At 53.3% G+C, this 25,661-nt stretch carries 30 protein-coding genes; 9 read left to right on the top strand and 21 right to left on the bottom strand.

Annotated elements, in window-relative coordinates; all coding sequences use genetic code 11:
- The first annotated feature begins 205 nt into the window (after nt 1-205).
- Nucleotides 206-3,049: a molybdopterin-dependent oxidoreductase gene (locus tag ACNKIB_RS10580; RefSeq protein WP_417910521.1), complete on the top strand. Its 2,844-nt coding sequence runs from the start codon at nt 206-208 to the stop codon at nt 3,047-3,049.
- A 23-nt stretch (nt 3,050-3,072) separates the two neighbouring features.
- Nucleotides 3,073-3,609, top strand: a complete 537-nt coding sequence (locus ACNKIB_RS10585; protein ID WP_417910522.1) for a rhodanese-like domain-containing protein — start codon at nt 3,073-3,075, stop codon at nt 3,607-3,609.
- Between the two features lie 149 nt (nt 3,610-3,758).
- Here ACNKIB_RS10585 and ACNKIB_RS10590 read toward each other — a convergent pair whose 3' ends face one another.
- From ACNKIB_RS10590 to ACNKIB_RS10630, 9 genes are all read right to left on the bottom strand, one after another.
- Entirely contained in the window at nt 3,759-4,028 is a 270-nt protein-coding gene (locus ACNKIB_RS10590; RefSeq protein ID WP_417910523.1) for a hypothetical protein, read from the bottom strand.
- A 180-nt stretch (nt 4,029-4,208) separates the two neighbouring features.
- Entirely contained in the window at nt 4,209-6,035 is a 1,827-nt protein-coding gene (gene sppA, locus ACNKIB_RS10595) for a signal peptide peptidase SppA (RefSeq protein WP_417910524.1), read from the bottom strand.
- Nucleotides 6,036-6,188: 153 nt separating this feature from the next.
- Nucleotides 6,189-6,548, bottom strand: coding sequence for a response regulator (locus ACNKIB_RS10600; RefSeq protein ID WP_417910525.1), 360 nt, complete (start codon nt 6,546-6,548; stop codon nt 6,189-6,191).
- Between the two features lie 27 nt (nt 6,549-6,575).
- Entirely contained in the window at nt 6,576-7,577 is a 1,002-nt protein-coding gene (galT, locus tag ACNKIB_RS10605) for a galactose-1-phosphate uridylyltransferase (protein ID WP_417910526.1), read from the bottom strand.
- A gap of 3 nt (nt 7,578-7,580) precedes the next feature.
- The gene (gene dksA / locus ACNKIB_RS10610; RefSeq protein ID WP_417910527.1) at nt 7,581-7,943 is read right to left on the bottom strand and encodes an RNA polymerase-binding protein DksA; all 363 of its coding nucleotides are present in this window, start codon (nt 7,941-7,943) and stop codon (nt 7,581-7,583) included.
- Nucleotides 7,944-7,960: 17 nt separating this feature from the next.
- Nucleotides 7,961-8,440, bottom strand: coding sequence for a cyclic pyranopterin monophosphate synthase MoaC (moaC, locus tag ACNKIB_RS10615; RefSeq protein ID WP_417910528.1), 480 nt, complete (start codon nt 8,438-8,440; stop codon nt 7,961-7,963).
- Nucleotides 8,440-9,576, bottom strand: coding sequence for a molecular chaperone DnaJ (gene dnaJ / locus ACNKIB_RS10620; RefSeq protein ID WP_417910529.1), 1,137 nt, complete (start codon nt 9,574-9,576; stop codon nt 8,440-8,442). Before dnaJ ends, moaC begins: the two co-directional genes overlap by 1 nt.
- 3 nt (nt 9,577-9,579) lie before the next feature.
- Nucleotides 9,580-9,840 carry a DNA-directed RNA polymerase subunit omega gene (rpoZ, locus tag ACNKIB_RS10625; RefSeq protein ID WP_417910530.1) on the bottom strand — a complete coding sequence of 87 codons (261 nt, stop codon included), beginning with the start codon at nt 9,838-9,840 and terminating at the stop codon, nt 9,580-9,582.
- A 90-nt stretch (nt 9,841-9,930) separates the two neighbouring features.
- Complete coding sequence (locus ACNKIB_RS10630) at nt 9,931-11,235, bottom strand: adenylosuccinate synthase (protein WP_417910531.1); 1,305 nt, start codon at nt 11,233-11,235, stop codon at nt 9,931-9,933.
- Between the two features lie 159 nt (nt 11,236-11,394).
- On the opposite strand from ACNKIB_RS10630, the gene ACNKIB_RS10635 reads away from it, so the two are divergent.
- Nucleotides 11,395-11,760, top strand: coding sequence for a hypothetical protein (locus ACNKIB_RS10635; protein ID WP_417910532.1), 366 nt, complete (start codon nt 11,395-11,397; stop codon nt 11,758-11,760).
- Between the two features lie 6 nt (nt 11,761-11,766).
- Here ACNKIB_RS10635 and ACNKIB_RS10640 read toward each other — a convergent pair whose 3' ends face one another.
- Genes ACNKIB_RS10640 through ACNKIB_RS10665 form a run of 6 tightly spaced genes read right to left on the bottom strand, consistent with a single transcriptional unit; the run spans nt 11,767 to nt 16,584 of the window.
- Entirely contained in the window at nt 11,767-12,648 is an 882-nt protein-coding gene (locus tag ACNKIB_RS10640) for a hypothetical protein (protein ID WP_417910533.1), read from the bottom strand.
- Between the two features lie 9 nt (nt 12,649-12,657).
- Nucleotides 12,658-14,274 (bottom strand): glycogen synthase, encoded by a 1,617-nt coding sequence (locus ACNKIB_RS10645; protein WP_417910534.1) that lies wholly within the window; start codon nt 14,272-14,274, stop codon nt 12,658-12,660.
- A 12-nt stretch (nt 14,275-14,286) separates the two neighbouring features.
- The gene (gene aroC / locus ACNKIB_RS10650) at nt 14,287-15,369 is read right to left on the bottom strand and encodes a chorismate synthase (protein ID WP_417910535.1); all 1,083 of its coding nucleotides are present in this window, start codon (nt 15,367-15,369) and stop codon (nt 14,287-14,289) included.
- Nucleotides 15,370-15,387: 18 nt separating this feature from the next.
- Nucleotides 15,388-15,573 carry a hypothetical protein gene (locus tag ACNKIB_RS10655; protein ID WP_417910536.1) on the bottom strand — a complete coding sequence of 62 codons (186 nt, stop codon included), beginning with the start codon at nt 15,571-15,573 and terminating at the stop codon, nt 15,388-15,390.
- Entirely contained in the window at nt 15,560-16,027 is a 468-nt protein-coding gene (locus ACNKIB_RS10660; RefSeq protein ID WP_417910537.1) for a PIN domain protein, read from the bottom strand. The genes ACNKIB_RS10655 and ACNKIB_RS10660 overlap by 14 nt, the downstream gene beginning before the upstream one ends.
- Nucleotides 16,024-16,584 carry a shikimate kinase gene (locus ACNKIB_RS10665; protein ID WP_417910538.1) on the bottom strand — a complete coding sequence of 187 codons (561 nt, stop codon included), beginning with the start codon at nt 16,582-16,584 and terminating at the stop codon, nt 16,024-16,026. The genes ACNKIB_RS10660 and ACNKIB_RS10665 overlap by 4 nt, the downstream gene beginning before the upstream one ends.
- Before the next feature lie 117 nt (nt 16,585-16,701).
- On the opposite strand from ACNKIB_RS10665, the gene rmuC reads away from it, so the two are divergent.
- Entirely contained in the window at nt 16,702-18,009 is a 1,308-nt protein-coding gene (gene rmuC, locus ACNKIB_RS10670) for a DNA recombination protein RmuC (protein ID WP_417910539.1), read from the top strand.
- 15 nt (nt 18,010-18,024) lie between these two features.
- Nucleotides 18,025-18,171, top strand: a complete 147-nt coding sequence (locus ACNKIB_RS10675; RefSeq protein WP_417910540.1) for a hypothetical protein — start codon at nt 18,025-18,027, stop codon at nt 18,169-18,171.
- A 297-nt stretch (nt 18,172-18,468) separates the two neighbouring features.
- Here ACNKIB_RS10675 and ACNKIB_RS10680 read toward each other — a convergent pair whose 3' ends face one another.
- The 5 genes from ACNKIB_RS10680 to ACNKIB_RS10700 form a co-directional block, all read right to left on the bottom strand.
- Nucleotides 18,469-19,269, bottom strand: a complete 801-nt coding sequence (locus tag ACNKIB_RS10680; RefSeq protein WP_417910541.1) for a glycosyltransferase family 2 protein — start codon at nt 19,267-19,269, stop codon at nt 18,469-18,471.
- A gap of 4 nt (nt 19,270-19,273) precedes the next feature.
- The gene (locus tag ACNKIB_RS10685) at nt 19,274-21,271 is read right to left on the bottom strand and encodes a hypothetical protein (protein ID WP_417910542.1); all 1,998 of its coding nucleotides are present in this window, start codon (nt 21,269-21,271) and stop codon (nt 19,274-19,276) included.
- Between the two features lie 187 nt (nt 21,272-21,458).
- Nucleotides 21,459-21,854 carry an NUDIX domain-containing protein gene (locus tag ACNKIB_RS10690; protein WP_417910543.1) on the bottom strand — a complete coding sequence of 132 codons (396 nt, stop codon included), beginning with the start codon at nt 21,852-21,854 and terminating at the stop codon, nt 21,459-21,461.
- A 37-nt stretch (nt 21,855-21,891) separates the two neighbouring features.
- The gene (locus ACNKIB_RS10695) at nt 21,892-22,494 is read right to left on the bottom strand and encodes a 5' nucleotidase, NT5C type (protein WP_417910544.1); all 603 of its coding nucleotides are present in this window, start codon (nt 22,492-22,494) and stop codon (nt 21,892-21,894) included.
- 6 nt (nt 22,495-22,500) lie between these two features.
- On the bottom strand, nt 22,501-23,286 hold the full coding sequence (locus ACNKIB_RS10700; protein ID WP_417910545.1) for a DNA-binding protein: 786 nt from the start codon (nt 23,284-23,286) through the stop codon (nt 22,501-22,503).
- Between the two features lie 220 nt (nt 23,287-23,506).
- Between ACNKIB_RS10700 and ACNKIB_RS10705 the strand changes: the two genes are divergently transcribed.
- Genes ACNKIB_RS10705 through ACNKIB_RS10715 form a run of 3 tightly spaced genes read left to right on the top strand, consistent with a single transcriptional unit; the run spans nt 23,507 to nt 25,182 of the window.
- Entirely contained in the window at nt 23,507-24,154 is a 648-nt protein-coding gene (locus tag ACNKIB_RS10705) for a hypothetical protein (RefSeq protein WP_417910546.1), read from the top strand.
- Nucleotides 24,155-24,207: 53 nt separating this feature from the next.
- Entirely contained in the window at nt 24,208-25,020 is an 813-nt protein-coding gene (locus tag ACNKIB_RS10710; protein ID WP_417910547.1) for an META domain-containing protein, read from the top strand.
- A gap of 9 nt (nt 25,021-25,029) precedes the next feature.
- Nucleotides 25,030-25,182 (top strand): hypothetical protein, encoded by a 153-nt coding sequence (locus tag ACNKIB_RS10715; protein ID WP_417910548.1) that lies wholly within the window; start codon nt 25,030-25,032, stop codon nt 25,180-25,182.
- Between the two features lie 24 nt (nt 25,183-25,206).
- Here ACNKIB_RS10715 and ACNKIB_RS10720 read toward each other — a convergent pair whose 3' ends face one another.
- Nucleotides 25,207-25,491 (bottom strand): hypothetical protein, encoded by a 285-nt coding sequence (locus tag ACNKIB_RS10720; protein WP_417910569.1) that lies wholly within the window; start codon nt 25,489-25,491, stop codon nt 25,207-25,209.
- On the opposite strand from ACNKIB_RS10720, the gene ACNKIB_RS10725 reads away from it, so the two are divergent.
- Nucleotides 25,402-25,635 (top strand): S-adenosylmethionine decarboxylase, encoded by a 234-nt coding sequence (locus ACNKIB_RS10725; RefSeq protein WP_417910568.1) that lies wholly within the window; start codon nt 25,402-25,404, stop codon nt 25,633-25,635. The genes ACNKIB_RS10720 and ACNKIB_RS10725 overlap by 90 nt on opposite strands.
- Nucleotides 25,636-25,661: the final 26 nt, after the last annotated feature.

Consider the following 25,661-nt stretch of genomic DNA (forward strand, 5'->3'; position numbering starts at 1 on the left):
GGGTTGATTGAATTAAACATAGCTTAATAAGAATGATTCTTTCTTTTCTCATACATCTGTATTCATGCAGCATCTTCGCCTAATATTGACGATGAAAATAAGTTGACAATAAATAAACGACTGTGCTATATCTCGCAATCAATTTATACGCGACGCTGCTTTTTCGTTAATAAGAAACAAGGTTGGCCGTGTTTGGAGAACCATAATGGGCAATAAAATCAGTTTGGCGCGGGCAGCTATCTACCATTTTGTTTCCCTTCTTTATCGGGATGAGATCTCCCTGCCGCTGCTGGAGAAAATGCTTGCAGGTCAAGTTATTGAGCACCTCGGCAGATTACACGAGCATTCTGTCTCTGAAGAAAAGCCGTTTTCCAGCCTAGCCCAGATGATGGCGTTTCTCCAGTCTGCGCCGCTCGATGTCGTGTTTCGTGAGTTGCGCCATGACTACGCCGAGCTGTTTCTTAATGCAGGCTGTAACCCTGCCTTTCCCTATGCTTCCTGTCATCTCGCCCCTGAGCCGTTGGTGATGCAGGAGCCAATCGTGCAAGTGCGGAAAATGTACTGCGACAGCGGCTTGGAGAAGAATCCGACTTGGCTGGATTTAGAAGATCATATCGCGACAGAGCTGGAGTTCATGGCCTATCTTGCTGGCAGGCCAGGCACTGAGGTGCTGCAAGCGGATTTTCTCTGCAATTGCCTGCTGACGTGGACAGATAAGTTCTGTGCTATGTTGGCAGCTTCAGCCAAAACAGAGTTTTATCAAGGACTGGCGGAATTGACCAAGGCGGTGTTGGTCTGCGACAGTGCCTATCTGGCCGGACTTGAGGGACAGGCTACGGTCTTGGCCAAACTTGGGCAAGTGATTGCTGCTCTGGACTTAGATAACGCCTTGAACTCCCTAGTCACACTGACTCTTGGCTGTTCAGCGCAGCCAGAAGCAGAGAGAACGGTCAAGACCCACTGCTATGTCTGCCTTGGTCTTTGTGGACAAGAGGTCAATGTCAAGGACGGGGTGATCACTGGCTGTAAAGGGCTGTCTGGTGATCCCAAAGGCGGCGGACGCCTTTGCATCAAAGGAGCCAATGCCCATAAAAATACCTATTCGGCCTACCGCCTGAAAACGCCGCTGATCCGCGAGCAGGGCCGCTTCCGCAAAGCTTCGTGGCAGGAAGCCCTTGATTTTGTCGCTGCCAAGCTGAAGAGCTTTGATCCCAAGACCGTCGGCTTTCATCAGGGCAATGATTATAACAATTGGTGCAGCGATGCGTTAATGGCGGCTTATGGCACGCCGAATAAGACCACGCACCGACAAATGTGCGATAATCCGAATCGCATGGCCAATGAACATTGCTTCAGTGAGAAACGGCCTTGGCTGGATTACGCCCATTCGCAGTATATTCTACTCTTCGGCATCAATGAGCTAGTCACTTCTGCTGGGCAGCGCAAGGTCAATTTGCTCAAGCAGGCAGTAAAGAACGGTGCCAAGCTGGTGGTGGTTGATCCGCGCCGCTGCGAGACCGCGCAGTTAGCCACGGAATGGGTTCCAATCCTTCCCGGCACAGACGGGGCAATGGCGATGGCCATGTGTCATGTGATTGTGACGGAGAATCTGTACGACAAAGAGTTCACTGAGAACTGGTGCTACGGTTTTGCTGAATTCAAGAAGCGGCTGCTAGGTGAAGAAGACGGCCTGGCCCGCACGCCGCAGTGGGCTGAGGCAATCTGTGGCGTTCCTGCGGCAACGATTGAACGACTGGCCCGTGAATTCGCTGCTGCTGCGCCGCACACAGGGGCACTGGCGTGGACTGGCGTGGCTCAGGTACCGAATGCGACTCATGCCACCCAAGCAGTGCAAGCCCTTAATGCCCTGATGGGAACCTTTGATGCACCGGGCGGCCCAGCTTTGATCGGCAAGCGCAAGCTGGCCTCGCCTTGGGCAGATAATCAGCCTAAGCCACCCAACAATGCCGAGAAATTCAAGCTCAATCCGGGGCGGTTGTGGAGCGGTTGGATTCCTGCTTATTTTGAGCAGGACGTGCAGGCTGGTCGGCTAAAAGCTCTGCTCTGCTATTTTGGCAATCCAGTGATGTCAAGCGGCTCAGAGCCGAGCCTGCGCCGGGCAATCGAGGGGCTAGAGTTCTCCTGCGCTATTGATTGCTATATGAGCAATACCGCCGAGCTGTGCGACGTAGTGCTGCCCGACTGCACCTACCTTGAGCAGAGCCGGGTGGTTTCCGACTGGATGTATGAGTCGTTCATCTCTTTGGGCCAACGGGCTGTGCCGCCGTTGTACGAATCGCGACCAGCAGTCTGGATTTTCACCGAATTAGCGAAGCGGCTCGGCTTTGGCGAGTTTTTCCCGTGGCAGAACGAGGAGGAATATCTGCGCAACCAGCTCCGCAATCAGCAGGTGACGCTCGAGGAGCTGCGCCAGCGCGGTTATTTCATTACTGACCCGCAGGAGTTCTATAAATACAAGAAATGGGCTTCGATCAACCCGCCGCCAGGTTATGGCTCATCCGGCAACAGCGTGACCGGCAAATATAACTTCATCAATCCTGTGGCGGAAAAAGCTGGGCTGAATGCCTTGCCTGATTACCTGCCGCCGCACGCTGACTGGCCCGAACTCAAGCCGGATGCGGACTATCCGCTGCTGCTTGGCTACTTCCGGGTGATCGAGCATGAACACACCGCCACCTGTTGGAATCCGGCCTTGATGCGGCAGTGCAGCAGCAATCCTGTTTGGCTCAATTGGTTGGATGCAAAACAACTCGGCATTGCTGATGGCGAGCAGATCATCGTCGCTTCACCGTGGGCAGAAGTTCAGGCCGTTGCTAAAGTCACCTGGGACATCCGCCAAGGTGTAATCGCAGCGGCAGGCGGTTTTGGCGGCCACTACGGCTTGGAGGGCGATCCCAAATATCCTCAATGCGGCGGCTTTAACACCAACACCTTGCTGCCACCGAACCTGGCCTGCAAGTGGTCAGGCACGCCGCCCCTCAAATACATCAAGACCAGGGTGCAGAAACTCTCTGTTCCCTTTGTATAAAAACGTATAACAGGAGAATTACCATGAACAAGAAACAAAGCAACCTCTGTTGTGCAGCACTGGCTTTTTCCCTTTCTTTCTCAGGCTTCGCGTTTGCCTCCGCGCTTCAGGATGGCGAAAAAGCCGTGTTTGAAGAAGTGAAAAAGTCCATTCCTCAAGACAAGGTAAAGAGCGTTGATGATCTGCATGCGAAATGGAAAGAAGTCCAGGAAGGCAAAAGCAAGGCCATCATCATCGATATTAGAACCGAGTCTGAATTTGATGCTGGGCATATACAGGATTCTAACAATCTCGACTCAGGTCATGCCTATACCCTACCCAAGAAGGTTGAAGATGCGGATTCAGAAATCTGGGTGATTTGCCGCAGCAAAAACCGGGCCACCTATTTTGTCAGCCTGCTCTACAAGTACGGCTACAAGAACGTCTTTTTAATTGAAGACGGCATCGAAGGCTGGGCTAAAAAAGGCTATCCATTGGTCAACAAATACATGGGCAAGATCGAAGTGAAGGAATACGAGAAGGAACTGAAAGAGAAGTTCCAATTCCGAGAAAATAAGTAATTTCTAAGGCCAAGAAGTAAGCATTTTTCCTTCTTGCCAGAGAGACGGTTCATTCTGCCGTCTCTCTTCTTTGTTTTTCCCCGTATCAGACTCAATGCGGCGGCTTTAACACCAACACCTTGCTGCCACCGAACCTGGCCTGCAAGTGGTCAGGCACGCCGCCCCTCAAATATATCAAGACCAGGGTGCAGAAACTCTCTCTGGCTTGACTGTAAGCTCTTCTGCGACAAAAAAGACTCCTTTTTTGCTCGTTTCCAAAGGAGTTTGGCTTGGCAAAAGAGGAGTGCTGCCGACTTGCAAAGGAGTTGAAGTCGGCAAGAAAGGAGTTTGGCCGAGTAGGAAAGGAGTCCGGCTAAACCGCAAAGGAGTTGGAGTCGGCCAAACTCCTTTGCAACTCGGCAGGAAAGCAGTTTAGCCAAGCCGCACTCCTTTGCTGCCGAATCAAACTCCTTTCTGGCCGAGCCAAACTTCTTGGCAAGCGAGCAGGATTCTTCTCTTACTGAGTTGCACTTCGCTGTAAATCCTGCTGGTTGGCTGATGCAGGAGTTCTCTTGGAGTTTTTCCGACTTAATATTGCTGATCTTTTCTCGGCAAACGCCTCAAGGCGTGGGCCTGAAGAACAGCAGCTCAGGCAACGGCAACAGAGCGTGGCTGTAGATATTCTGCGGATCGCCCTGGAAGAGAAAATCATACTGATGGCCAAGGCGACTGAGGAAGAGTTCGGCCTGAGACAGCAGCGGCGAGCTGCCAGGCAGCGCAAGGCGGGTCGTCTTTAGGCTGTGCAGCAGCATATCGACCGGGCTTTGCACCTCTTCGACATAGATAGCTTGCTCCGCAGGCAAACCAACCATCTGGGCAGCGGCTGTCACGGCATCTTCAAGGCTGCCAAGCTGGTCAGCCAAGCCGAGTTCAAACGCAGTGGCACCGTCCCAGACTCTACCGCCCGCAATTTTCTCCACGTCTTCCCGATTCATCTTCCGACCATCAGCAACAAGGTCAATAAAGCGGCGATAACCCAGCTCGATCTGGCTTTGCATGGCGCGTTTGAAGGTCTCTGGCAGCGGACGCAGGATATTCCCGGCTCCAGCTAGGCTGGTAGTGCCAATGCCGTCGCTGAAGATGCCCACTTTCGCCAAGGTCTTCTCAATAGTGGGGAAGGCCCCGAAGATGCCTATTGAGCCAGTGATTGTATAAGGCGAGACAAAGATGCGGTCAGAGGCAGCAGCGATCCAATATGCCCCAGAGGCTGACATCGAACCCATAGACACCACCACGGGCTTGCCTGCCTTCCGCGTAAGCAGCAATTCTTGCCGGATCAGCTCTGAGGCAAAGGCACTACCGCCGCCACTATCGATGCGCAGCACCACGGCCCGGGCATTTTTGTCCTGCCGGAGCTTGCGGAGCTGATGAACCAATTCGGCAGCTCCGATCTGGCCTTCGCCGCCTTCGCCATAGACGATATTGCCTTGCGCGGTTAGAATAGCGACCCGGTCTTTGTGTGCTAACTTCTTGCTATAACTGCTGCCAACCGCTGTCAGATAGTCGGCAAAGTCAATCTGGTTAAAGCCGTTCTCCTCGTCGCCTGGGCCGACCAAGCCGCGCAGATGTTCAATCAGCTCTGCCGAGGTCTTGAGGCCGTCAATCAGCTTACTGCGCTGGGCCATTACGGCTGCGTCACCACCTGCGGCCTCCATGTTCTCAGCCAATTTCTCCACTGCCTCGCCAACGGTCTGCGGCGGAAGGTGTCGCTGCCCGGCAATATCGCTGCTATAGCCATTCCAGAGACGGCCTAGCCAACGCAGGTTGTTCTCCTTGGCCTCAGGCGACATGTCCTTGCGCAGGAGCGGCTCAACTGCAGATTTAAAGTCACCAACCCGGAAAACATGAAAGCTGATCTCCAGCTTGTCTAACAGCTCGCGGAGATACAGGCTGAAGAGACCAAAGCCGTGGAGATCAACTGAACCCATTGGGTTGAGGTAGATTTCGTCACTCCAGGCTGCTAGATAATATTGGCCTTGGCTATAGGTATCAGCAGTAGCGATTACCCGCTTGCCTGCGGCCCGAAATTGCGCCACTGCCTGACCAATGTCGTGCAGCTGATTCAAACCTGCCTGCTTCAGTTTGTCTGGTTGGATAACCAGCAACTTGATCCGGCTGTCTTTGGCCGCAGCCCGCAAACCGCTGATGATGTCCTGGAGGAGCAATTCTTTCCGCTGTGGAGTACGATTGAGCAGGACAGCTAGCTCTTCTGCCGGATTGAAGAACGGGCGTTTTTCGAGAATACTGCCGCGTGGAGCCAGTACCAGGGCACAGTCCTTGGGCACAGCGACCGGTTTGGCTTGCCGATGCAAACTGGCTACGCCGAAGATGAGGGTAAAGAAAAAAAGGAAGAAACAGCCAGTGAAAAGGATGCTGGCAGTAGCCACGATCCTCCACAGCCAGCGGAACACAGCGGCGATTCGTTGCAAAGACGTGTCGGAAGGAAAAAGATTGGGACAAACTACTGCGGACAATAGTCTGCCGGAATGGTTGTTGGGGAGCAACGAAAAAATCGCTGCCCCGTGTTCTGCTACCGCTTCTTAGTCTAAATACTTATGAACTGCGGCCTTCAGCGCATCAGTGTTAGCTGATTTGACGATGTACTCGTCTGAGGCCCAGGTACCGAAATCCTGCTTGTACTCAGGGTAGGCTGAACTGAGAATGACCGGCAGAGCAGGATTGAGGCTCTTCATCTGACGCAGTACCTCAATGCCGTTCATGCCTGGCATGTTGATGTCGAGAATAACTAAGTCTGGCGGTGCGGCTGTGAACTGCCGCAGAGCCTGATCGCCGTTCAAGGCTGTCACCACAGCAAAGCCCTCCTCCTCCAGTTCTTCTTGGTACAGAAACAGGATGACTTCCTCATCATCAACGATCAGAATTTTCTTTTTGCTTTCCATGGCAGCCTCCTTTTTTGCCGCAGCCTTCTACGGCTGCACCTCGCGGAGATAACGGCAAGCATCTTCCGGCGGCATGGGGTTGATGTAAAAACCGGTGCCCCATTCAAAACCGGCAATGCTGGTCAGTTTGGGCACAATCTCAAAATGCCAGTGGTAATGCTCCAGCAGCCTGGAACGGAGCGGCTGGGTGTGCAGGACAAAGTTGTAGGGAATACCAGGGATGCAGGCATCCAGCCGCCGCAGGGTTTCGGAGAAGATCTGGGCCAAGTCAGAGAGCGATGCTTCATCCTGCTCAATGTAAGAGGAGCTGTGCTTCTTCGGCAGCACCCACATCTCGAAAGGCGTGCGCGGAGCAAAGGGAGTCAGGGTGACAAAACGGCTGTTCTCACAGACCAGGCGAATTTTCTGCTGGATCTCTTGGCGGATGATGTCGCAGAACACGCAGCGGTCTTTGTAGCTGTAGTATTGCCTGCTGCCTTCCAGCTCTGAAACCAACATGCGCGGCATGACTGGCAAGGCGACTAATTGCGAGTGGGAATGCTCCAGCGAGGCTCCAGCTGCTTTGCCGTTGTTCTTGAACACCATGACGTAGGAGAAGCGCTCGTCTCTGGAGAGATCGCCAATCCGGGCCTGAAACGCCTTGAACGTGAGCAGCATCTGATAGTGCGGCAGAAAGCTGAAGCGAGCAGCATGATCCGGGCTTTCAATCACGACCTCGTGGGCACCAATGCCGTTCATTCGGTCGTAGAGCCCCTCGCCCTGCTTGTCCAGCTCGCCTTCAATCACCAGCGCAGGGTATTTATTGGGCACCACCCGCAGCTGCCACCCCGGTGAGTTAGACGGCTGGCCGTGGCTACGGCCATAAACCAATACCTCAGGAGGCGTGGTTCGCTCGTTTTCTGGGCAGAGCGGGCAGAAACCGCCCTTTGCCTCATAGCAGTCCACCGCGAAATCAGTGGGCCGCTTGCTCCGCTCCCTGGCAATGATGATCCAGCGTCCAAGGATTGGGTCTTTCCGCAGTTCAGGCATGTTTTATCTTCCCGAATTTCTTTCCCGCTGCTCCTGCTTGATCTTGCAGTCGATGCAGTGGGTAGCCACTGGCCTAGCCTCTAGTCGCTTGACACCGATCTCCTCCTCGCACTCCTCGCAGATGCCGTAGGTACCGCTGTCAATCCGAGCAATGGCCTGATTGATCTTGTCTAAAAGCTGCTGCTCTCGGCTGCGCAGGCGCAGCTCAAAGCTGCGATCTGATTCCAGCGTGGCGCGGTCAGTAATGTCTGGGGTGTTGAACTGATGATCAGTCATTTCCGAAATCGTCTGCTCCACATCGGAAACGATTTCCTGCTTCATATTTTCAAGCAGCACTCTGATTTTTTGTAGTTGTTCGCTATCCATAGTCTTTTCCCTTTGTGTCATTCCGACGAGCGGTTGAACTCACCGCTTCTGCCGCCGCTTTTCCGCATCAAGCGGATTTGGGATATCTCCATCCCCTTGTCCACAGCCTTACACATGTCGTAAATAGTTAAAGCTGCCACAGAGACCGCTGTCAGGGCCTCCATCTCTACTCCGGTTCTCCCGGTGATGCGAACAGTAGCCTCAATGACGACACTATGCCGCACATCGTCAAAGGCGAAGTTAACCTCTGCTGCGCTAATTGCCAGAGGATGGCACAGCGGAATCAGGGAACCAGTTTGCTTGGCTGCCATGATTCCGGCCAACCGGGCCACGCCCAGGACATCGCCTTTTTTCATCGTCCCAGCTTTGATCATCGCGTAGGTGGCTGGAAGCATCGCAATCCGGCCTTCTGCAACGGCAACCCGCTCGCTCTCAGCCTTAGCTCCCACATCCACCATCCAGGCCTGGCCTGCTGCGTCAAAATGAGAAAGCTGCATCAGTGCGACTGCTCTTTTTCTTTCTCGCGGCCTTTGAAGGAGCCGAACATCTTAGCGAAAAAGCCTTCCTCATCATCCTGGCTGTGTTCGTCAAACTCCTGGAGCAGCTCCCGTTGCCGCTTAGTCAGAGAAGTCGGTGTCTGCACCTGCACCTCGACTACCATGTCGCCTGGCGACCGGCCCCGGAGACCAACGATACCTTCACCGCGCAAAGTGAACCGCTCGCCGGACTGAGTGCCCGCCTTAATCTTCAGTTTGGCCGTGCCATTGACTGTTGGCACGTCAACCTCGCAGCCCAAGGCAGCTTTAACCATCGAAACTGGATAACGGAGATATACCGTCTGCCCGTCTCGGAGGAAATACTCATGATCTTTGACATGGATGACCACGTAAAGGTCGCCAGAGGAACCGCCTCGGCGGCCTCCCTCGCCTTCACCGGTGAGTCGCATCCGTGAGCCGCTGTCCACGCCCGCAGGTATCTTGAGCATGACCTTTTTCTTTTTGCTCACTAGCCCTTCGCCGTGACAATCGCCGCAAGGGTCAGAGATAGTCTGGCCCCCGCCCCGACAATGCGGGCAGGTAGAGCTAACTTGGAAAAAGCCCTGCGAGCGAATCACCTGGCCCCGGCCTTTACAGGTCGGACAATTCTGTGGCTTGCTGCCTGGCCTGGCTCCGCTGCCTTCGCAAGTCCAGCAAGTCTCCCGCTTTTCGATCTCCACCTCCTTTTCCACGCCATGCGCAGCGTCCATAAAGGAGATTTCCAGATCATAGCGAAGATCGCTGCCATGCGCTGGCCCGTTAGGGTCGCGCTGCTGCGCCCTGCCACCGCTGAATCCACCAAAAATGCCGCCGAACATCTCATTGATATGAGAAAAGATGTCCGCAGCATCACCTGGGCCGGAATAACCGGTGTTCTTCAGGCCGTCATGGCCATAGGCATCGTAAACCTGCCGCTTTTTCTGGTCGCTGAGGACTTCATAGGCCTCAGCAGCCTCTTTGAAGCGGGCTTCAGCCTCTTTATCACCCGGATTACGGTCTGGGTGATACTTCATGGCCTGCTTTCGATACGCCTTTTTTATGACCTCCCCGTCCGCATTCTTCGGGACTTCGAGGATTTCATAATAATCTCTGCTCATAGCCTACGCCTGCTCGCCTCGACTTTCCCGTTCAACCGCTTCCCGCGCCTTGCGCTGGCTCGGCAGCTCCTTGATATTGGCGAAAGTCACTTTGCCATCCGCAATTTCGCGTAAAGTCATGACTACTTCCTTGTTCTTACCGCCGACTAAAAACGGTTCGCCATGGCGATGCTGGCGGATACGCTCGACCGCCAGGTGTACTAAGGCAAAACGGTTGTCGTCGCCAACCTGATCAAGACAGTCTTCTACAGTAATACGGGCCATTTTCAGTCTCCTCAGACAGGGGGCGAACCAACGGCAGGCACCCTGAAAAGTATAATATCTGGTTTTGAACGGAATGTGAAATTGAAAAAACTATTTTTCAAAGGGGTTGCGCAGGAGCAGGGTTTCAGCCCTGTCAGGGCCGACCGAGACGATTATCGGCGGCACGCCAGCGATGTCTTCTATCCGGCGGATGTAGTCCTGCGCTTGCTGCGGCAGTTCGCTGAAATCGCGCACCTTGCTGATGTCCTCGTGCCAGCCTTCTGCCTCTTCATAAACAGGTTGGGCTAAGGCCGCCTGGCGGATATTGGCAGGCATTTGGTCGAAACGCTTTCCTTCCACGGTGTAGCTCCGCCCGATTTTCAGCTTAGGTTGGCCAGAAAGCACATCCAGCTTGGTGATTGCCAAGCCAGTCAGGCCATTAAGCCGGACAGCGTCATTGGCAACTACCATATCCAGCCAGCCACAGCGGCGACGGCGGCCTGTAGTGGCACCAAACTCCCCGCCCTTGCGTTGCAGCTCATCGCCGATAAGATCGCCTTCTGGCAGCTCAGAAGGAAAGGGGCCGGAACCCACGCGCGTGGTATAGGCCTTGAGTATGCCGATCACCTCGTCAATATGAGCTGGGCCAAAGCCAGAGCCAACGCAGGCATTACCGGCTACAGTGTTGGACGAGGTGACAAAAGGATAGGTGCCGTGGTCAATATCAAGCTGCGTTCCCTGCGCTCCCTCGAACAGGATGTTTTTGCCTTCTTTTCTGGCCTGATCCAGTTTCACCGACACATTGCCAATGAAAGCAGACAGCCGCTCGGCGTGACGTTCAAACAACGCTTTGATCTCGGCAAAGGAGGCAGGTGCGGCATTATACTGTTTGGTCAGGAAGAAATTCTTTTCTTCCACATTGGCTTGCAGTTTGGCGAGGAACTGGTTGAAATCGAGCAGATCGCCAACCTTAATTCCCACCCGCCCTACCTTGTCCATGTAGCACGGGCCAATGCCCCGGCCTGTGGTGCCGATTTTATTGCCGCTTGACAGGGCAGCCTCCCGCGCCTGATCGAGCATTCGATGATAGGGCATGATTAGATGCGCGTTTTCACTGATCAGCAGGCGTTCAGGAGTCACAGGCAGCCCTTTCGCGTGCAGCTCATCCATTTCATCGAGCAACACAGCGGGATCAATGATCACGCCATTGCCGATCATGCAGAGCTTATCTTCGTAGAGAATGCCGGAAGGAATGATGTGAAAGATATATTTCTTTCCTTCTACCACTAACGTGTGCCCAGCATTGTTGCCGCCCTGAAAGCGGACTATGCAGTCGGCATGGCTTGTCAGCAGATCTACAATCTTGCCTTTTCCCTCATCCCCCCACTGGGTTCCAACCACCACGACACTGGCCACTGTCAGCTCCTCATCTTATAGATGATCCAAGAAAAGTCTGCATTGCTGCGGTCAACGCATGGCAGACGGCGAACGGAAGGTCAATATAGCCGAGCAAAAGAAAAAAGTCAAACCGGGTGCGTATTTTTTGCTGGGTAAGGGCAGATGCAGCACTTTTGAATGCAGACTTGCCCTGAAAAAGGGCTTGCCGAGCCACTTTGCGCAGCCGCCAACGAAATCGGTCTCGAATTATACTCGGTCGGCAAGGAGTTTGGCTTGGCCGCAAAGGAGTTCTGCCGACTTGCAGAGGAGTTTGGCCGAGTAGGAAAGGAGTTTTGCTCGGCAAGAAAGGAGTCTGGCCGATTAGCAAAGGAGTTCGGCTTGGCCGCAGAGGAGTTCTGCCGACTAACAAAGGAGTTTGGCCGACTAGCAAAGGAGTTCGGCCAAGCCGCAAAGGAGTTCTGCCGACTCCAACTCCTTTGCTATCGAGCAAAAAATCAGTGGCAGTCCGCAAAATTCTCTGCCAAACACCTCTGGCTACAGTAGGCCCAATTAGGCCGCGCCCAGATAGCCGCCAGTCTCCTGAATAAGCTGTTGTAGCTCATCAACCTTGGCCGTTGCCTCGGCGCAGAAGTTGTTCAAGGCGATAGCGCGGCGGTACATAACCAGGGCGCGCGTGTACCACTGGCCGCCCATGTAGCTTTCTCCGGCAGCGCAGAAGCCCAAGCTGGGTTGACCAAACATATCTTGAAAGATCGAAGTCAGCTCTTCGCCCCACAGCTCTTCCACGATGTCTTCTCGCTCGACCAAAAAGCGCACGAGCAGGATGTTGCTGGATAAAACCGGGAGCATGGTGCGGAGCATGTTGCTGGCTTGGCCGAAAAGCAGGGCCAGCTGCTCCATTTGGCGCATGACATCCACGGCTACCCGCCGGACTAAGCCTTTGCGGTCGATGATCCGGGTTAATCGGGAGGAGCTTGGAACTGTACCGCCGTGCCAAAAGGCGGAGGAGCCGTAGCTGTTGAGGATATGGACATCTTCCTTCAGTTTAACTGCCTCATGAAAGATGGAACCGATCAGCCACTCGATCAGCGAGTCCTCAATCTTCAGCTCTGGCCCACTTTCCGGCCATATTTGCAGGCAGAGGTCTTTGAGTAACCAGAGCTGGCCTTTCTCCATCTCCGTACCAACCATTACTGACAGCTGGTTCCAGATACTGCATTGGCTGTGCTCTTCGCTGTTGATCAACAAGCAGCAGGTATCGTCGCCACGCCGGGTGGTTCGGCAGAGGCAATAGGACTGATACAGCTCCTGAAAGGAGAGCATCAGGCTAAAGAAGTCGGCAAAGACCTGGCGAACGAAAAAATCCCGCTGCCGCTCAAACCAATTGGCGCGCAGGGCGTTGCGAAAGGCAGGTTGGAGAAACGCGGGCATGGGCTGTTGTTAGCGCAGGGCCTGCTGATACAGGGCAAGGTAGTCTTGCATGACTTGCTGCCAGGTGTGACGGTTGCGGATGCGCTCCACAGCGGCCCGCTGCATGGCGGCCAGCTTGCCCCGGTCGTGGCGATACACGTTGAGGGCCTGCTGCATGGCTGCGGCCAGAGATTCAGGCGCGTGTTCTTGATAGGTAAAGCCAGTCTCTTGATCAATCACCTTGACCAAGCCGCCAACATGATGCACCACCGGCAAATTGCCAAAGAGCTGGGCAATGTAATCGGTCAGGCCGCAGGGTTCATAAAGCGAAGGGATGAGGAAGAAGTCGCCAGCAGCATAAATCTTGTTCGCCAAGGCCTGATCATAGCCTTGAAGGAAGCAGAGTCGGCCGCCACTCGCCTCAGCCCCGGCCATTTCCTCCAGGTGTTCCTCCAGATACTTCTCACCATTACCGAGAATAAGCGTCTGAAAGCTGGTTTCGCCTGTAGCAGCGAGTAGGCTGAGTGCCTTGAGCAGTACATCCACCCCTTTCTGGGCGGTTAGTCTGCCAATAAAGGTGAAAAGCGGCAGGTCTGGCTCTCTATTCAGGCTGCCATGCTGGACCACCCGCTGCCAAACCTGATTTGCTGGGCTGCAAGCGGCCAAGAGCTGCTCTTTGCAGAGATGTTTACCGGCCAGCTCACCTGTTGCTGGGTCGAAAGCTGCGTCTAAGCCCAGCTTTTCCGGCGCACGCGGATTGAAATCCTCAGGATTGATGCCGTTAGTGATGCCAGCTAGGGTCACGTTTTTCCGCAGGAGATGATGACCGAGCCAACCCGTGCGACTATCCTCTTCGCTCTTTTGCAACTCATGCGCATAGTTCTCGCTCACCGTGTTCATTACCGCATAACCAGCGGCGGCGGCAAAGGGATCAAAGCTACTGTTGAACATCCCGGCGCGAATCACCGAAGCAGGCAGTCCAGTCACGACTTCGGCGAATTCAATGTCCGCCACTTCCTGATGATAGCCCAGACCAGCGTTGTGAATCGTCACCACAGCCCCGGTACGGCAGAAGTAATGCCGCCAACCTTCGTTTTCCCGCATCATGGCTGGCAGAAGCGCGGCATGGCCGTCGTGACAATGGACAATGTTCGGGCGGAAATCGAGGAGAATCAGCATGTCCAAGGCTGCTTTCTGGAGCAGGATGTTCATGGCGAAATAATCGAAATGCCCAACCCCGGCCTGCTGCCAGCTTTTCTGCGTCTCTTCCTCAGCAGTGTAGGTGTAAACGCCGTGTTTCTCGGTAAAACGTTTGGAGTCGAGCAAATACACCGTGACTCCCCGGATGTTTTGCACCCACAGTCCGACCTCTTCCCGTCGTTCCCTGCCGGGATAGTGCATATCGACCTCAAAGGTCAAGGCAGGTTTGTCCGTAGCGTTGCGGCAGGGGAATGTCACCTGCGCAAAGCCCAGCGCAAGGGCATCCATGAAGCCGTAAAGCGGCAAGACCACCCGCACATCAAAGCCACCGTGTTGCGCCAGGGCTTCGGCCAGCTGGCGGCAGACATCTTTTACCCCGCCTGCTCCGGCTAACCCGTCGTATTCGCGGGCAACCATCAGGATTTTCTTTTCTTCTAATAGATTCACAATTTGTCTTCCTTAGAATGGTTGCAGCCCGCGCACGGCCTGCTGCCGCAGAAGCTGATCCGCCAGGACAAGCCGCACCATTGCCTCGCAGACTGGGATAATCCTTGGTATGGCTGAGATATCATGGCGGCCTCCGACCTTAATCAGCACCGGCTCCTTGCCGAGATTGATGGTCTGCTGTTCCTTGCGGATAGAGGGAATCGGTTTGACAGCCACGCGCAGGATCAATTCCTGGCCGCTGCTGACTCCAGCGAGTATGCCGCCTGCGTTATTGCTGAGAAACCCTTCTGGCGCAAGTGGATCGTTGTTTTCAGAGCCGAGCATTTCCGCTACTTGGAAGCCTGCGCCGATCTCCACGCCCTTGACCGCGCCGATGGACATCAAAGCGCGGGCCAACTCGCCATCAAGCTTATCAAAAACCGGCTCGCCTAGCCCAGCAGGGCAAGTGGCGCGAATCTCAACGATACCACCGAGGGTGTCGCCCTGTTCACGTACCTCGGCAATCCGTTCTTCCATCCGCGCGGCAGCTGCGCTGTCTGGGCAGAAGAGACTGTTCTCGTTGATCACCGAGAAATCTCGCTCTCCAGCCTTGATTCCGCCCAAAGCCACGGTGCAGGCCAGCACGCTGATATTGTATCTGTTCAGCAACTGTTTGGCAACTGCGCCCGCTGCGACTCTGGCCGCTGTCTCGCGCGCTGAAGCCCGACCACCACCCCGGTGATCGCGGATGCCATACTTGGCCTGATAGCTGAAATCGCCGTGGCCAGGCCGGAAGATGTCCTGGAGGTTGCTGTAGGATTTGGAATGCGCGTCCTTATTGAAGATCACTAGAGAGATAGGCGTGCCCGTGGTCTTCGGACAGGCTGCACCTTCTGGCTGAAAGATGCCAGACAGGATTTCCACCTTGTCTGGCTCTTGGCGAGGCGAGCTTGCGCCACCTTTGCCGGGTCGTCTGCGCTCTAACTCCTGCTGAATCATTTCCGGGATCAGATCAATGCCCGGCGGACAGCCGTCAATGACCGCGCCAAGGGCGGTGCCGTGCGATTCGCCCCAAGTTGTCACCCTAAACAGGGTGCCGAAGGTGTTGCCTGCCATGATATTAAGAAGAGAAGGTTAGAGAGCGCGGTCTATTGCTGTGCTGCTTGCTTGTATTAATTTCATAGCTTCCTCATGGGCGACCTTTGCTTTCTTTCGTACATAGCTGATGAAGTCTTCGTTGTCCATTGTTTTGGTTTTGCTGTATTCAGCATCTCTGATCTGGCGGATCATCGCGAGTGCATCAATCTCAATCGGTTTCATACGTCGTCACCTCTCTGGGAGAATAAATTTCCACAGTTTTATATCCGCTGGCGATATTAACCGCATTAAATGCCCTTATCTTGTCAAAACGGACAATATGTTTGAAATTCCAGCTTGTCAGCAAGTCAACTCCAGCAATAGTCGCAAGAGCGATATGAACCATATCATTTCTGTATTTTTCTGTTAAAATTGATTCTATTTGATATTGAGCAAGTAGATTAAGTGCCTCTTCATTGACTTCGAGGCATTCAGCTCCGATGTTGATCAGTTCAGCATATTTTTCTCTGACAAAAGTTGGTGCCTCTACGATCTCTTCCGATACTATTTCTGATATAACTGGTTTGAACTTTTTAAATTTAAAGTCATTCATTAAGCCGTTAGACCAAACTGTAAACTCTGGATCGAAGCAGCCTCCTATTACAGAGGTGTCAACATATATTCTTTGTATTTTCATCGGTAATAAGTTCTGATGTCTTCAAAAAGTGATAAGGCCACTTCCTCTGCCTTTTTTTCTGCCGTCTCAATCACCAGATCTGCCCCTGCCTGATACAACGGCTCCCGCTCTTTGAGCAGCATGGCTGTTTCCGTTTCCAGATCAACTGCCTGATTATTTAAGCGAGGCCGCTGCTGCCCGGTGCTGTTTTCATCCTGCTGCATTCGAGCTAAGGTGGTGATGAAATCTGTCCGCAGCCAGATCACCAAGGCCTGTTGGCGCAGCAGCGTCCATTCTTGTTGATGCAGAATTGCACCGCCGCCAGTGGCCAGCACCGTGTTCCGCCACATTGCCAGCTCGGTCAAGAGCTGTCGTTCCTGCTCGCGGAAATACGGCCAGCCATGACGCTGCACTGCCTCGGCAATCGAACAGCCCATCCGCTCGACCAAAAGCAGGTCAGTGTCAGCAAATTCCTTGCCGCAGAGCTGGGCTAAAAGCCGACCTACCGCTGTTTTGCCCGTAGCGCGGAAGCCAGTCAGGACAATCAAGCCATCCTGCCGCGCAGCCACTTTCTTCATCAACTCTACCTTGGGTCACTTTTCTCTTTCCGTCCTGTCACTCGTGCGGTAAGACTACAGCACTTTGCGCACATCGGCAAGAGAGCTGTGTGCCTTGAACTCAAGCGGAGAAAGAAGGTGGAAGGAAACGGTTTGCTGCTGGTGCTTGCTGCGCTGCTGCTTATCGGGCTTGGCGTGGCCCTGTTGCTGCTCTGGAACCGGCTACAGCGGGAGCAGCTGGAGTTTAACCTGCGCTTAGAACAGGCAGAAAAAACAACGCAACAGCTGGAAGAGGACAGCCAGCGGCTGCGCACTGAACGCGACGCACTCCGGCTACGGAAAGAGGAGTTAGAAGGCGAGAAAATTCGACTGGAAGGCCTGTTGCACGAAAACCAAGCCTTGGCTGAGGAACGGCAGAACCTGTTGGAGCAAAGCCAGCAGCGCATGGAAGAGGAATTTAACAATCTCTCCCGCAAAGTAATGGCCGAGCAGGGGCGACTACTCCGCGAGCAACACGTAGGCGGCTTGGAAAACCTACTTCAGCCCGTGCGAGAACAGCTCGGCGACTTCCGCCGCAAGATTGAAGAGGTGCATCATCAAGAAAGCCGCGACCGCGTGGCCCTAATCAAGGAGATTGAACACCTGAAAAGCCTGAACGAGCGCATTAGCCGGGAGGCCGTTGATCTTACCAAGGCTTTGCAGGGCACTAACAAGCTGCAAGGGCAATGGGGCGAGATGGTGCTGGAGCGGCTACTGGAGGAATCTGGTCTGCGTCCGGGCAAGGAATTCGCTGCTCAAGTGTCAATCCGGGATGAACAGGGCAAGCTCAAACAACCAGACATTTTGGTCTATCTCCCAGAGAGTAAAGTGATCGTGATAGACTCCAAGGTCTCGCTCAACAGCTATGTCGAAGCCTGTCGCGCCGCTGAGGAGCGAGAACGCGAGGAGCATCTGAAAAGTCATGTCGCTTCAGTGCAGAAACACGTCGCCAATTTGAGCGGCAAACAGTATCAGCAGTTGCCTGGCCTAACCACGCTGGATTTTGTCCTCCTTTTTATCCCGGTTGAGGGCGCTTTTCAGGCAGTTGTGGCGGCTAAACCAGAGCTGTTAGGCGAGGGCTTGCGCCGCCGAGTGATGCTGGCCTCGCCTTCAACGTTGTTGGCGATCCTCCGCACCGTACATCACATCTGGCGAGTCGATGAGCAGAACCGCAACAGCCAGTTGATTGCCAAGGATGCCGGGAAATTGTACGATAAGATCGCTGGTTTTGTCGAAGCCTTCGCTGAAATCGGCACCCGACTGAAACAGGCACGGGAAAGCTGGGAGCTGGCTGAGAAACGCCTGCACACTGGCCAAGGCAATCTGATTAGCCGGGCTGAAGCGTTGAAAAATTTGGGCGTGCAAACCGGGAAGGATTTGCCGATAGGGAAAGAACAGGTAGAATAAAATAAGAAGTCAACAATGAGGTTGAAGCGGAGAGCGAACCGATTTCTTCTGTTGCGGTGTTTTTCGCATAACCCTGAGTTAATGCTCCTTTCTTACTCGCTGGTAAAGGAGTTCGGCTTGGCCAAAGAGGAGTTCTGTCGACTAAGAAAGGAGTCCGGCTAAACAAAAGAGGAGTTTTGCCGAGTAACAAAGGAGTCTGGCCGAGCCAGAAAGGAGTTCTGCCGACTTGCAAAGGAGTTTTAGTCGGCAACACTCCTTTGTGGCCGACTAGGAAAGGAGTTTGGCCAAGCAGAACTCCTTTTCTGCCGAGTATAACTCCTTTGTTGCCGAGCCAAACTCCTTGGCAAATGAGTAGGACTCTTCCTTTGCTTACTTGAACATCTCTTTTACAAGCTATAAAAGATGTCGCCAAAAAGGAAATAGGAGATCAGGATAAAATAATTCATCTTTCACTTCAAGCTATTGCCCCTTGCTGTAAGTTCTTTTCCATGCCATGAGAGAATACATGCCGACTATCCCCCAACGCACGAAAAAGTGCAGCAAGGTCTGTGGGGCAAGGCGGCCTGCATCAGCCTGGGCAGCCTCGTATTCCTCTTGAAATTGGCGGCGGAAATGCTGGCCGCTAATGGATTGCTCGTGCCAACGGAAGGCGGCCAACGGTGCATTGGGCACCTGCACTGCGCCGCCAGAACGCCAGAGCCGAAGGATAAAGTCATAATCCCAAGCTGCCTGTAGATCCTCCCGCAGGAAGCCAGCTTGCGCGAAAGCTGAACGCCGGAAAAACAAAGATGGCTGCGATAGGTAGTTGATGCACTGATAGGTAAAGCGGGACGACAAGGGATAGAAGAGTTCTTTAAAGCGAGTTATACCTAGGCGAATTTCCTTGCTCTGCGCATCAATAATTGGGCAATGCCCAAAACAAATCGCCGCTTCAGGGTGATTTTGCAAAGCCTGTTGCACGCGCTGGAGGGTGTCTGGATAATATATATCGTCTGCATTTAACCAAGCTAACACTTCACCGCTCGCCAAAGCCAAGCCTTTGTTGATCGCATTGGCTGGGCCGCGATCCTTCTCAATGATCGTCTGGTTGATCTTTCCTTTATATCTTGCCAGAATCTCGTGTGAGCAGTCGCTGCTCCCGCCATCCACGACTATATACTCTAACTCAAGACCAGCACTTGTTTGGCTGATGACACTACTGATCGTCTGTTCAAGAAACCTGCCACCGTTGTAATTAGGGGTGATGATGGAAAAGCGCATGATTTTATCCTGCTACTGACAAAGCAGGCTTGCGAGACTGCCTTTTCTTGTTCCAGCTGACCAAATCAAGGCTGACAAAGGCGGGCAAGAATAGCAGACCGAAATAGAGAAAATAGTAATAGCGCCAGTTGAAGATCCGCAGATAGACCAAGGGCAGCGCACCTGCCAGCAGTACTGCACCCAGCACGGCGGTGTTGGGCAAGCACCACCAGAAGAGCAGCGTCAGGAACGGTAACAGACCAAGCAGCCAAACCGGGTTCCAGGTAAGCCAGACCCAAGGTTGCTGATTGCTTTTCTCGTATATGCGCAAGGCAGCTTGATTCAGCTCTGGGAAACGGATCTTTTCTTGTTGATACGGATAGACATCATGCCAACCAGAAAGGCGGAGAAACCACCAGGCCTGCCGGTCTTGAAAGTAATGATGGAACTTGTCCCACTTCTGGTGGTTCTGGTTGATATTCAGGACGGTCAGGTAGTCCTGCATAGTCCGCTTGGCATCCTTGGTAACATTCTGGACCGACAGTCGCTGGCCTGACAGGCGAGCAGTGTACTTGCGGATCTCTTGGCTCAGAAAGCCGGTGCCTGCGGTTCTCCCAGAAAGACGCAAAACAGCAAAACCAGCTCCTGCCAATACCAGGAGGATAGCTAGGCCGACCAAAGCTTTCTTGAGTGGTGCTAACCCAAGCAGCAGGAAGAGCAGTGGCAGTACGGCAAAATAAATTAACCCGTTGTGCCGAACCAAACCTAATGCTAGTCCCAGCAAGAGAAAAGCACAGAGGCGTTCGCCAGTCCAGTGCAAGCGATGTTGTTGCTTCTCTAACCGCAGCTTGATCAGGATACAGGCCCAAAAGACCACCAATAAGGCAAAAGGGATATCCTTCCACAGTACTGTATTGTAGATCCCAACTGGAACCGAGCACAGGACAAAAAGCAGCCAGCACAGCACAAGAAACAAGGGTACGCCTTGCTGGTAGATCCAGAAACTCAACCAAGAAATGAGCAGGGCTGTCAGAAAAACTTGCATCATGGGCACGATGGCATAAGCATCCCAGAGATGACGCAGGTATTTATACAAGATCACATTCAGAAACGGATGATCATTGAGATAGACATCTGGGAGCAGGGCTGCTCGCCAAACCTTCAGGGAATCAACCGACATTACGCCAGGCCAGAATGCGGCAAGCCAAGTGCTGAACACCGCTAGACTGATCGCCAGGATAAGCCAAAACCAAGGCCGCTGATCAGCCAACAGACACTTGCGCAGCCCACCACGTTCAGCAGCAAGGCGTAGCAAGGCAATGAGCAGCCAAACGGAAAGCAGGGCAAAACATATCTGCTGAACCAACTGGAGTGGATGAACATAGTTCTTCATGTCAGCAACCACATCTTTGAAACGAAGTTCACCGAGTAGTTTAGGCTGGCCATGCAAGAGGTCAATGTTTTTTCCTTTACCACGCAGTTCCGCTGTGAAGAGCTGTACCGGCTTGCCCTTTTCGCCATTGGTTATCTGCAATTCACGAACTGGATAACGAGGCAGATCGGTTTGCACTGTGAAGGTGCCATCAGGTTGAAGCAACCAATAATCCAGTTGTTTGAATTTTGCTGCTTCGTTAGCCATATACAGGTCTGTCTCCGACTCTAGGCCATTGACAGCAACAAAGGCTATGCCGGAGTTGGTGTCAGTACGGAAGCGGATACCGACATGCGAGCTTGCCTTGATGGTAAAGGTAAGTTTTTCTGTATTCTTGAAACGCAGTCCCCGTTTATTAAGGATTGGTTTGCCAGCAATGCTAATTAGATCAATTTTGTGTCCGTCAATAAAGAGATCCGCACAAACCACGTCCTTGCTCTGAGAGGCAGGATACCTACGGCCTGTGGCCCCAAGAGTAATGCTGATCTGCTTGTCTCCATCCTCTACGGCTGGAATCAGCGGCTGAAAGACGCGCTGTTCATAACTGTTGAAGCCTGTTCCGCTGTCCCAGCTCACCGTAAGCAGCGGCATAGCACCTTCTGCCTTCCCAGAAAGAACGAGATAGGATGGCTCATACCATCCTGTAGCGAACACAAAATAGATCAGGAAAAAGAAAAACAGAAAGCCCGGCAGCAAAAGGGTGCGTGCTTTGTCGGACAAAGAGCAAGATAGGGAGGGCAAAATACAAACCTGTGAAGAGCAGCAGAGAGCAGGTTAATTAATAGATCCCGCTGAAGTAATCCGCTAGAATTTGCGCATGATCAAAGGCGAGCACAGGCAGATTATCCTGACGGAAAATTTTTGCCTGCAAGGCATCGTCCAAGCCTCGTGGCTCGCCAACGGCCTTGGCAATGAAGACAGTGGAGGCGGTGTGTAACCTCTTGTCCCGATCAGGCTGAGAATAGGTGTGGAACTGGCGGATTAGAGTGACAGCCAACCCAGTCTCTTCCTGAGCTTCCCGCACTGCCGCCTGTTCAAAGCTTTCGCCGTAATCAACAAAACCACCTGGCAAAGCCCAACCGTGCGGTGGATTTTTCCGCTCAATCAGAACAATGCCCTGTTCCAGTTCAATGATGATGTCAACTGTTGGTACTGGGTTTCGGTGAATGGGCATCTTATGGCCGCAGCAGCTGCATTGCATAGCGATCCTTTTATAAAGCGAGAGAAGGCTGCGAGCCAAGGAGCAGTCCCCGAATTTCCTGCCAAGAGTTGACCACTGGAAAGTGGCGACAGTCCTGATTCCACGGCTGACTGAAGACTAGAGGTTGGATCCCTGCGGCATGGAGCTGGACACAGGTTTCTGCTCGGTCATCAATAAAGCAATGCAGCCCTTGGGCTTGAATATAGCGGGGCTTGTCATCGTGATCGCCCATGGCCACCACCCGCACGGCCTTGAGTGTCGGTGGCAGCAGATGATGGGCAAACCAATCGAGCACTGGACTCAGAAGGGGTCTGGCTGTGATGACCGTGACGGTTCCGGCTCTCTCTGCCAACTCCGCAAGAACCTCTAATGCGCCAGGCATGGGCCGCAGGCCAGTGCCGAGGGAGTCTTCGAGAATCTTGCGGAAGATCGCAGCCACGATCTCCGCAGGTATATCAAGGCAGTTTTCGACCTCAAAGTGTGTGATGTCTTCTGGGCAGAAGCCGCAGAGACCATAATCCTCACAGGCGATACGCAGAAAGCTTTCCGCTGTATCGGCAATCACCCCGTCAAAGTCAAAGCCGAGTCGGGTCGGGTCGATAGTGGGCTTCACCGGCAGTTACTTGCTGATCTTGGCATCCTCGATGATTGCCACATAGCGGTAGCCTGCGCCAAAGTCCTTGTCCTTGCTGAGAACACCTTCAACCACCACGACTGCCTCCTTTGCCGCTGTCTCTGAGGTGGTGACAACCAGATCGTGGGTATTCTTCATCGGGTCGCCACTGCCATCCTGGAGATGAATCCAGTTCTTATCCATAATCTGCGGCGAGAACTTGACTACCTTGCCCCGCACCCGCACCTTCTGGCCATTTAATTTCTCTGCCTCAGCAAAGCATTGCTCAACTGTGCGGCCATTCTCGCCCTCAGCTTTTTCAACTTTGACCTCACTTGCTGCTGGCACCACAGCCCGGGAAGAACCGCCGGACATAGCTTCCAAGGTGGCCTCATCAACTGGCTTGTCAGCTTCTCCAGCCAGCTTTGGGGTGCCTCCCTCAATGCCAGCAGGCGCGGCCTCTTCGACCAAGCCAGACGAAAAGACGATGCTGTCGAAGGTTTTCTTCAACGCCTTGGATTCAAAGTTCTTGGCCTCCATGCCAGGCTGAAGGGCAACTTCCTGACCGACCTCGACCTTACTCTCTGGGATGGCTACCCAGGTCTTGTCCTGGCCGTTCTCGATCAGCAGATATGTATAGCCTGCGCCAGACATACTTTCCAGCACCTTACCCTTAACCGCTTTCTCGGCAGGTGCAGCAGCAGCTTCGGCAGGAGCCTGTTTCGTCTCTTCTGCCATTGCCGGACTGGCTAGTAAGAGGGCCAAGAGCAGGGCAGCGTATTTCGTATTCATCGGCGTGTCTCCTTGCGCGAGTATGAAAAAATGAAAAAGAGCCGCTCAGACGGCCCTCTGTTTGCGTGCGTGTGTATTTATAGAAGATAGTCGGTGTTCTGTCAACAGAACCTGGCCAGCAAGTTGCAGTTTGCAGTTGTTTTTTGCCGGAAATTTTGTATAACCGTGTTCCAGCGGTTCCCTTTTGAACAGCAGAAACCATCAAGGAAAGGGTGTAACCATGCGGCGTTTTGTTCTGTTTTTTTTCATTCTCCTCCTCGCAGTTTGCTCCTCCTCTGCCGCATTTGCGCAAATGAATGCCATGCCGCAGTACAACCGGCTGACCTTTATGCAGGTTGCGGCCAGAGTGGAGAGCGTCAATACCCTGCAAAATCCTCACAGCGGGAGATACGGAATGCATCTGTTTGCCCGCGATGCCTTCTCTAACCGCTATCTAGTGCATATTTGCCCGCAATGGTACGCAGAAAATCACCCTAACCAGTTTACGTTCAATTTAGGCGACCAGCTGATCATCTCTGGTTCGCGCTTTGCCACTGGTCTAACCCAGAATAACATCTTTGCCGCGACGATTGTCAATTGCTCTCGGAGTTATCTTGAGCTGCGGATCAGAGATCCCTACACTGGCAGCCCTTTATGGGACAACCAGCCGGACAATCTGCTCGAGAAAATCCAGGAAATCCAGAAAAAGTTGTTCTCAAAACGGTCTCAGTTTGTGCGCCAGAGCATGGACCAGATTATTGCCAGCAAAACAAACACCTCTTACCCGCCAATCGCCAGGCAAAACAGTGCCCGGTATTCTTATCCTTCGCAAAACAACAGCGGCAGATACCCTTCTTTTGGGGTGGATAGGATCCTGTCTGTTTTTTAACCCGCCTGTTGAGTTAGCCTCAAGCCAGCCACTCTATCAAGCGAGTAATCTTTATGACCACTCGGAAAATACTGTCCCTCTTCGTCGTCCTTGCCGCTGCTTTGCTCTTGAGTAGCTGTTCCAAGAAAAAGAAACCCGTTGTGCCGCCAGTAGTGCCGGTAGAGGAAGCGAGTGGCCATGTTCTCAATGGCACAAACTGGTTGCTGGAAAGCCTACGCGATCAAGCAGTTCAGCCAGGCAGCACCCTGAACTTTGACAAAGACCAAGCAAGAGGATCAGCAGGCTGCAACAGCTACTCTGGCCCGTATATGGAAGGGGTTAAGGGCAAATTTCACCTGGAATTTGCGGTAATGACCAAAAAGCAATGCAGTCCGCCAGAGGTCATGCAGCAGGAGCAGCGGTTCGTAGAAATGATGAAGACGGCGACAGCCTTCCAGATCGACGCAGGCAAGCTCACCTTGCAAGATACCAAAGGCTCCGCCGTTGCTGTGTTCAAGGCGCAAAGCCAAAATCTGCGCGGCACGCAGTGGCAAGTTCTTCGCTACAGCAATGGACAGGGTGGCATGGCCGATCTTCTCACGACAAACCAGCCTTTGACCGCTTGGTTCCAAAGCAGTGGCCAATTAAGTGGACATGCAGGCTGTAATAACTATCTGGCCAATTATACCTTTTCGCCAAAAGCCAAGACCTTCAGCTTTGAAATGATCATGATGATGACTAAACAATGTGCATCAGACGCAATCATGGAACAAGAGGGCAGTTTTATGGCTGCGCTCTACAGTGCAGTGGCGTATCGCATTGAGGAAGATGTCTTGACCTTAAATGATGCCGAGGGCAATCCGGCGGTTGTGCTAATGAGAAAGTAATGCGATCTTTTGCGCGAGATTGTTGAGCTTGCCGAGCTGGTTGGCAACGTTGCCGCCGAAATTCAGCTCGAATTCTACTCGCTCAGAAAGGAGTTCGGCTTGGCCGCAAAGAAGTCTGGCCGACTTGGAAAGAAGTTTTGCCGAGTAGGAAAGGAGTTGTAGTCGGCAACAAAGGAGTTCTGCCGACTAGCAAAGGAGTCTGGCCAAGCCGCAGAGGAGTCTGGCCGACTTGGAAAGGAGTTCTGCTCGGCAGGAAAGAAGTTTTGCCGAGCAAGAAAGGAGTGCGGCTTGGTTGCAAAGGAGTTTGGCCGACTTGGAACGGAGTTTTACTCGGCAGGAAAGAAGTTTGGCCGAGTACAATTCCTTTGCAACCGAGCCGAAATGGAGTGTTTTGCCAGAGCAGAGGTTTTCTCTGCTGTTGCACTTCAGGCGAATACGCCCGGCATCACCGGGAGTTATGTGCTTCAGCAATCAAGTCTGACCTGGCCGGAATTCCGCAAACTGGTTATTGATGTCACCACCTGCGGCATCGAGGTTGATGTGCACCAAATCCTCCCAGAACTCAAAAGAGTCCTTGCGGCGGATGAGGTGCTTGTGTCTGCCGAGGTCATCTAACCCCGGCTCATAACCAGGTCTGAGCC

Origin of the sequence: Candidatus Electronema sp. PJ (assembly GCF_048287395.1) — a bacterium.
Taxonomy (GTDB): Bacteria; Desulfobacterota; Desulfobulbia; order Desulfobulbales; family Desulfobulbaceae; genus Electronema.

Excerpts from the sequence above, each read along its gene's own strand:
- ACNKIB_RS10580 (WP_417910521.1), top strand. The coding sequence starts at position 206 with ATGGGCAATAAAATCAGTTTGGCGCGGGCAGCTATCTACCATTTTGTT.
- ACNKIB_RS10585 (WP_417910522.1), top strand. The coding sequence starts at position 3,073 with ATGAACAAGAAACAAAGCAACCTCTGTTGTGCAGCACTGGCTTTTTCC.
- ACNKIB_RS10600 (WP_417910525.1), bottom strand. The coding sequence starts at position 6,548 with ATGGAAAGCAAAAAGAAAATTCTGATCGTTGATGATGAGGAAGTCATC.
- galT (WP_417910526.1), bottom strand. The coding sequence starts at position 7,577 with ATGCCTGAACTGCGGAAAGACCCAATCCTTGGACGCTGGATCATCATT.
- dksA (WP_417910527.1), bottom strand. The coding sequence starts at position 7,943 with ATGGATAGCGAACAACTACAAAAAATCAGAGTGCTGCTTGAAAATATG.
- moaC (WP_417910528.1), bottom strand. The coding sequence starts at position 8,440 with ATGCAGCTTTCTCATTTTGACGCAGCAGGCCAGGCCTGGATGGTGGAT.
- dnaJ (WP_417910529.1), bottom strand. The coding sequence starts at position 9,576 with ATGAGCAGAGATTATTATGAAATCCTCGAAGTCCCGAAGAATGCGGAC.
- rpoZ (WP_417910530.1), bottom strand. The coding sequence starts at position 9,840 with ATGGCCCGTATTACTGTAGAAGACTGTCTTGATCAGGTTGGCGACGAC.
- ACNKIB_RS10635 (WP_417910532.1), top strand. The coding sequence starts at position 11,395 with ATGCAGACTTGCCCTGAAAAAGGGCTTGCCGAGCCACTTTGCGCAGCC.
- ACNKIB_RS10640 (WP_417910533.1), bottom strand. The coding sequence starts at position 12,648 with ATGCCCGCGTTTCTCCAACCTGCCTTTCGCAACGCCCTGCGCGCCAAT.
- aroC (WP_417910535.1), bottom strand. The coding sequence starts at position 15,369 with ATGGCAGGCAACACCTTCGGCACCCTGTTTAGGGTGACAACTTGGGGC.
- ACNKIB_RS10655 (WP_417910536.1), bottom strand. The coding sequence starts at position 15,573 with ATGAAACCGATTGAGATTGATGCACTCGCGATGATCCGCCAGATCAGA.
- ACNKIB_RS10660 (WP_417910537.1), bottom strand. The coding sequence starts at position 16,027 with ATGAAAATACAAAGAATATATGTTGACACCTCTGTAATAGGAGGCTGC.
- ACNKIB_RS10665 (WP_417910538.1), bottom strand. The coding sequence starts at position 16,584 with ATGAAGAAAGTGGCTGCGCGGCAGGATGGCTTGATTGTCCTGACTGGC.
- ACNKIB_RS10675 (WP_417910540.1), top strand. The coding sequence starts at position 18,025 with ATGAGGTTGAAGCGGAGAGCGAACCGATTTCTTCTGTTGCGGTGTTTT.
- ACNKIB_RS10680 (WP_417910541.1), bottom strand. The coding sequence starts at position 19,269 with ATGCGCTTTTCCATCATCACCCCTAATTACAACGGTGGCAGGTTTCTT.
- ACNKIB_RS10685 (WP_417910542.1), bottom strand. The coding sequence starts at position 21,271 with ATGCCGCTGCTTACGGTGAGCTGGGACAGCGGAACAGGCTTCAACAGT.
- ACNKIB_RS10690 (WP_417910543.1), bottom strand. The coding sequence starts at position 21,854 with ATGCCCATTCACCGAAACCCAGTACCAACAGTTGACATCATCATTGAA.
- ACNKIB_RS10700 (WP_417910545.1), bottom strand. The coding sequence starts at position 23,286 with ATGAATACGAAATACGCTGCCCTGCTCTTGGCCCTCTTACTAGCCAGT.
- ACNKIB_RS10705 (WP_417910546.1), top strand. The coding sequence starts at position 23,507 with ATGCGGCGTTTTGTTCTGTTTTTTTTCATTCTCCTCCTCGCAGTTTGC.
- ACNKIB_RS10710 (WP_417910547.1), top strand. The coding sequence starts at position 24,208 with ATGACCACTCGGAAAATACTGTCCCTCTTCGTCGTCCTTGCCGCTGCT.
- ACNKIB_RS10725 (WP_417910568.1), top strand. The coding sequence starts at position 25,402 with ATGGAGTGTTTTGCCAGAGCAGAGGTTTTCTCTGCTGTTGCACTTCAG.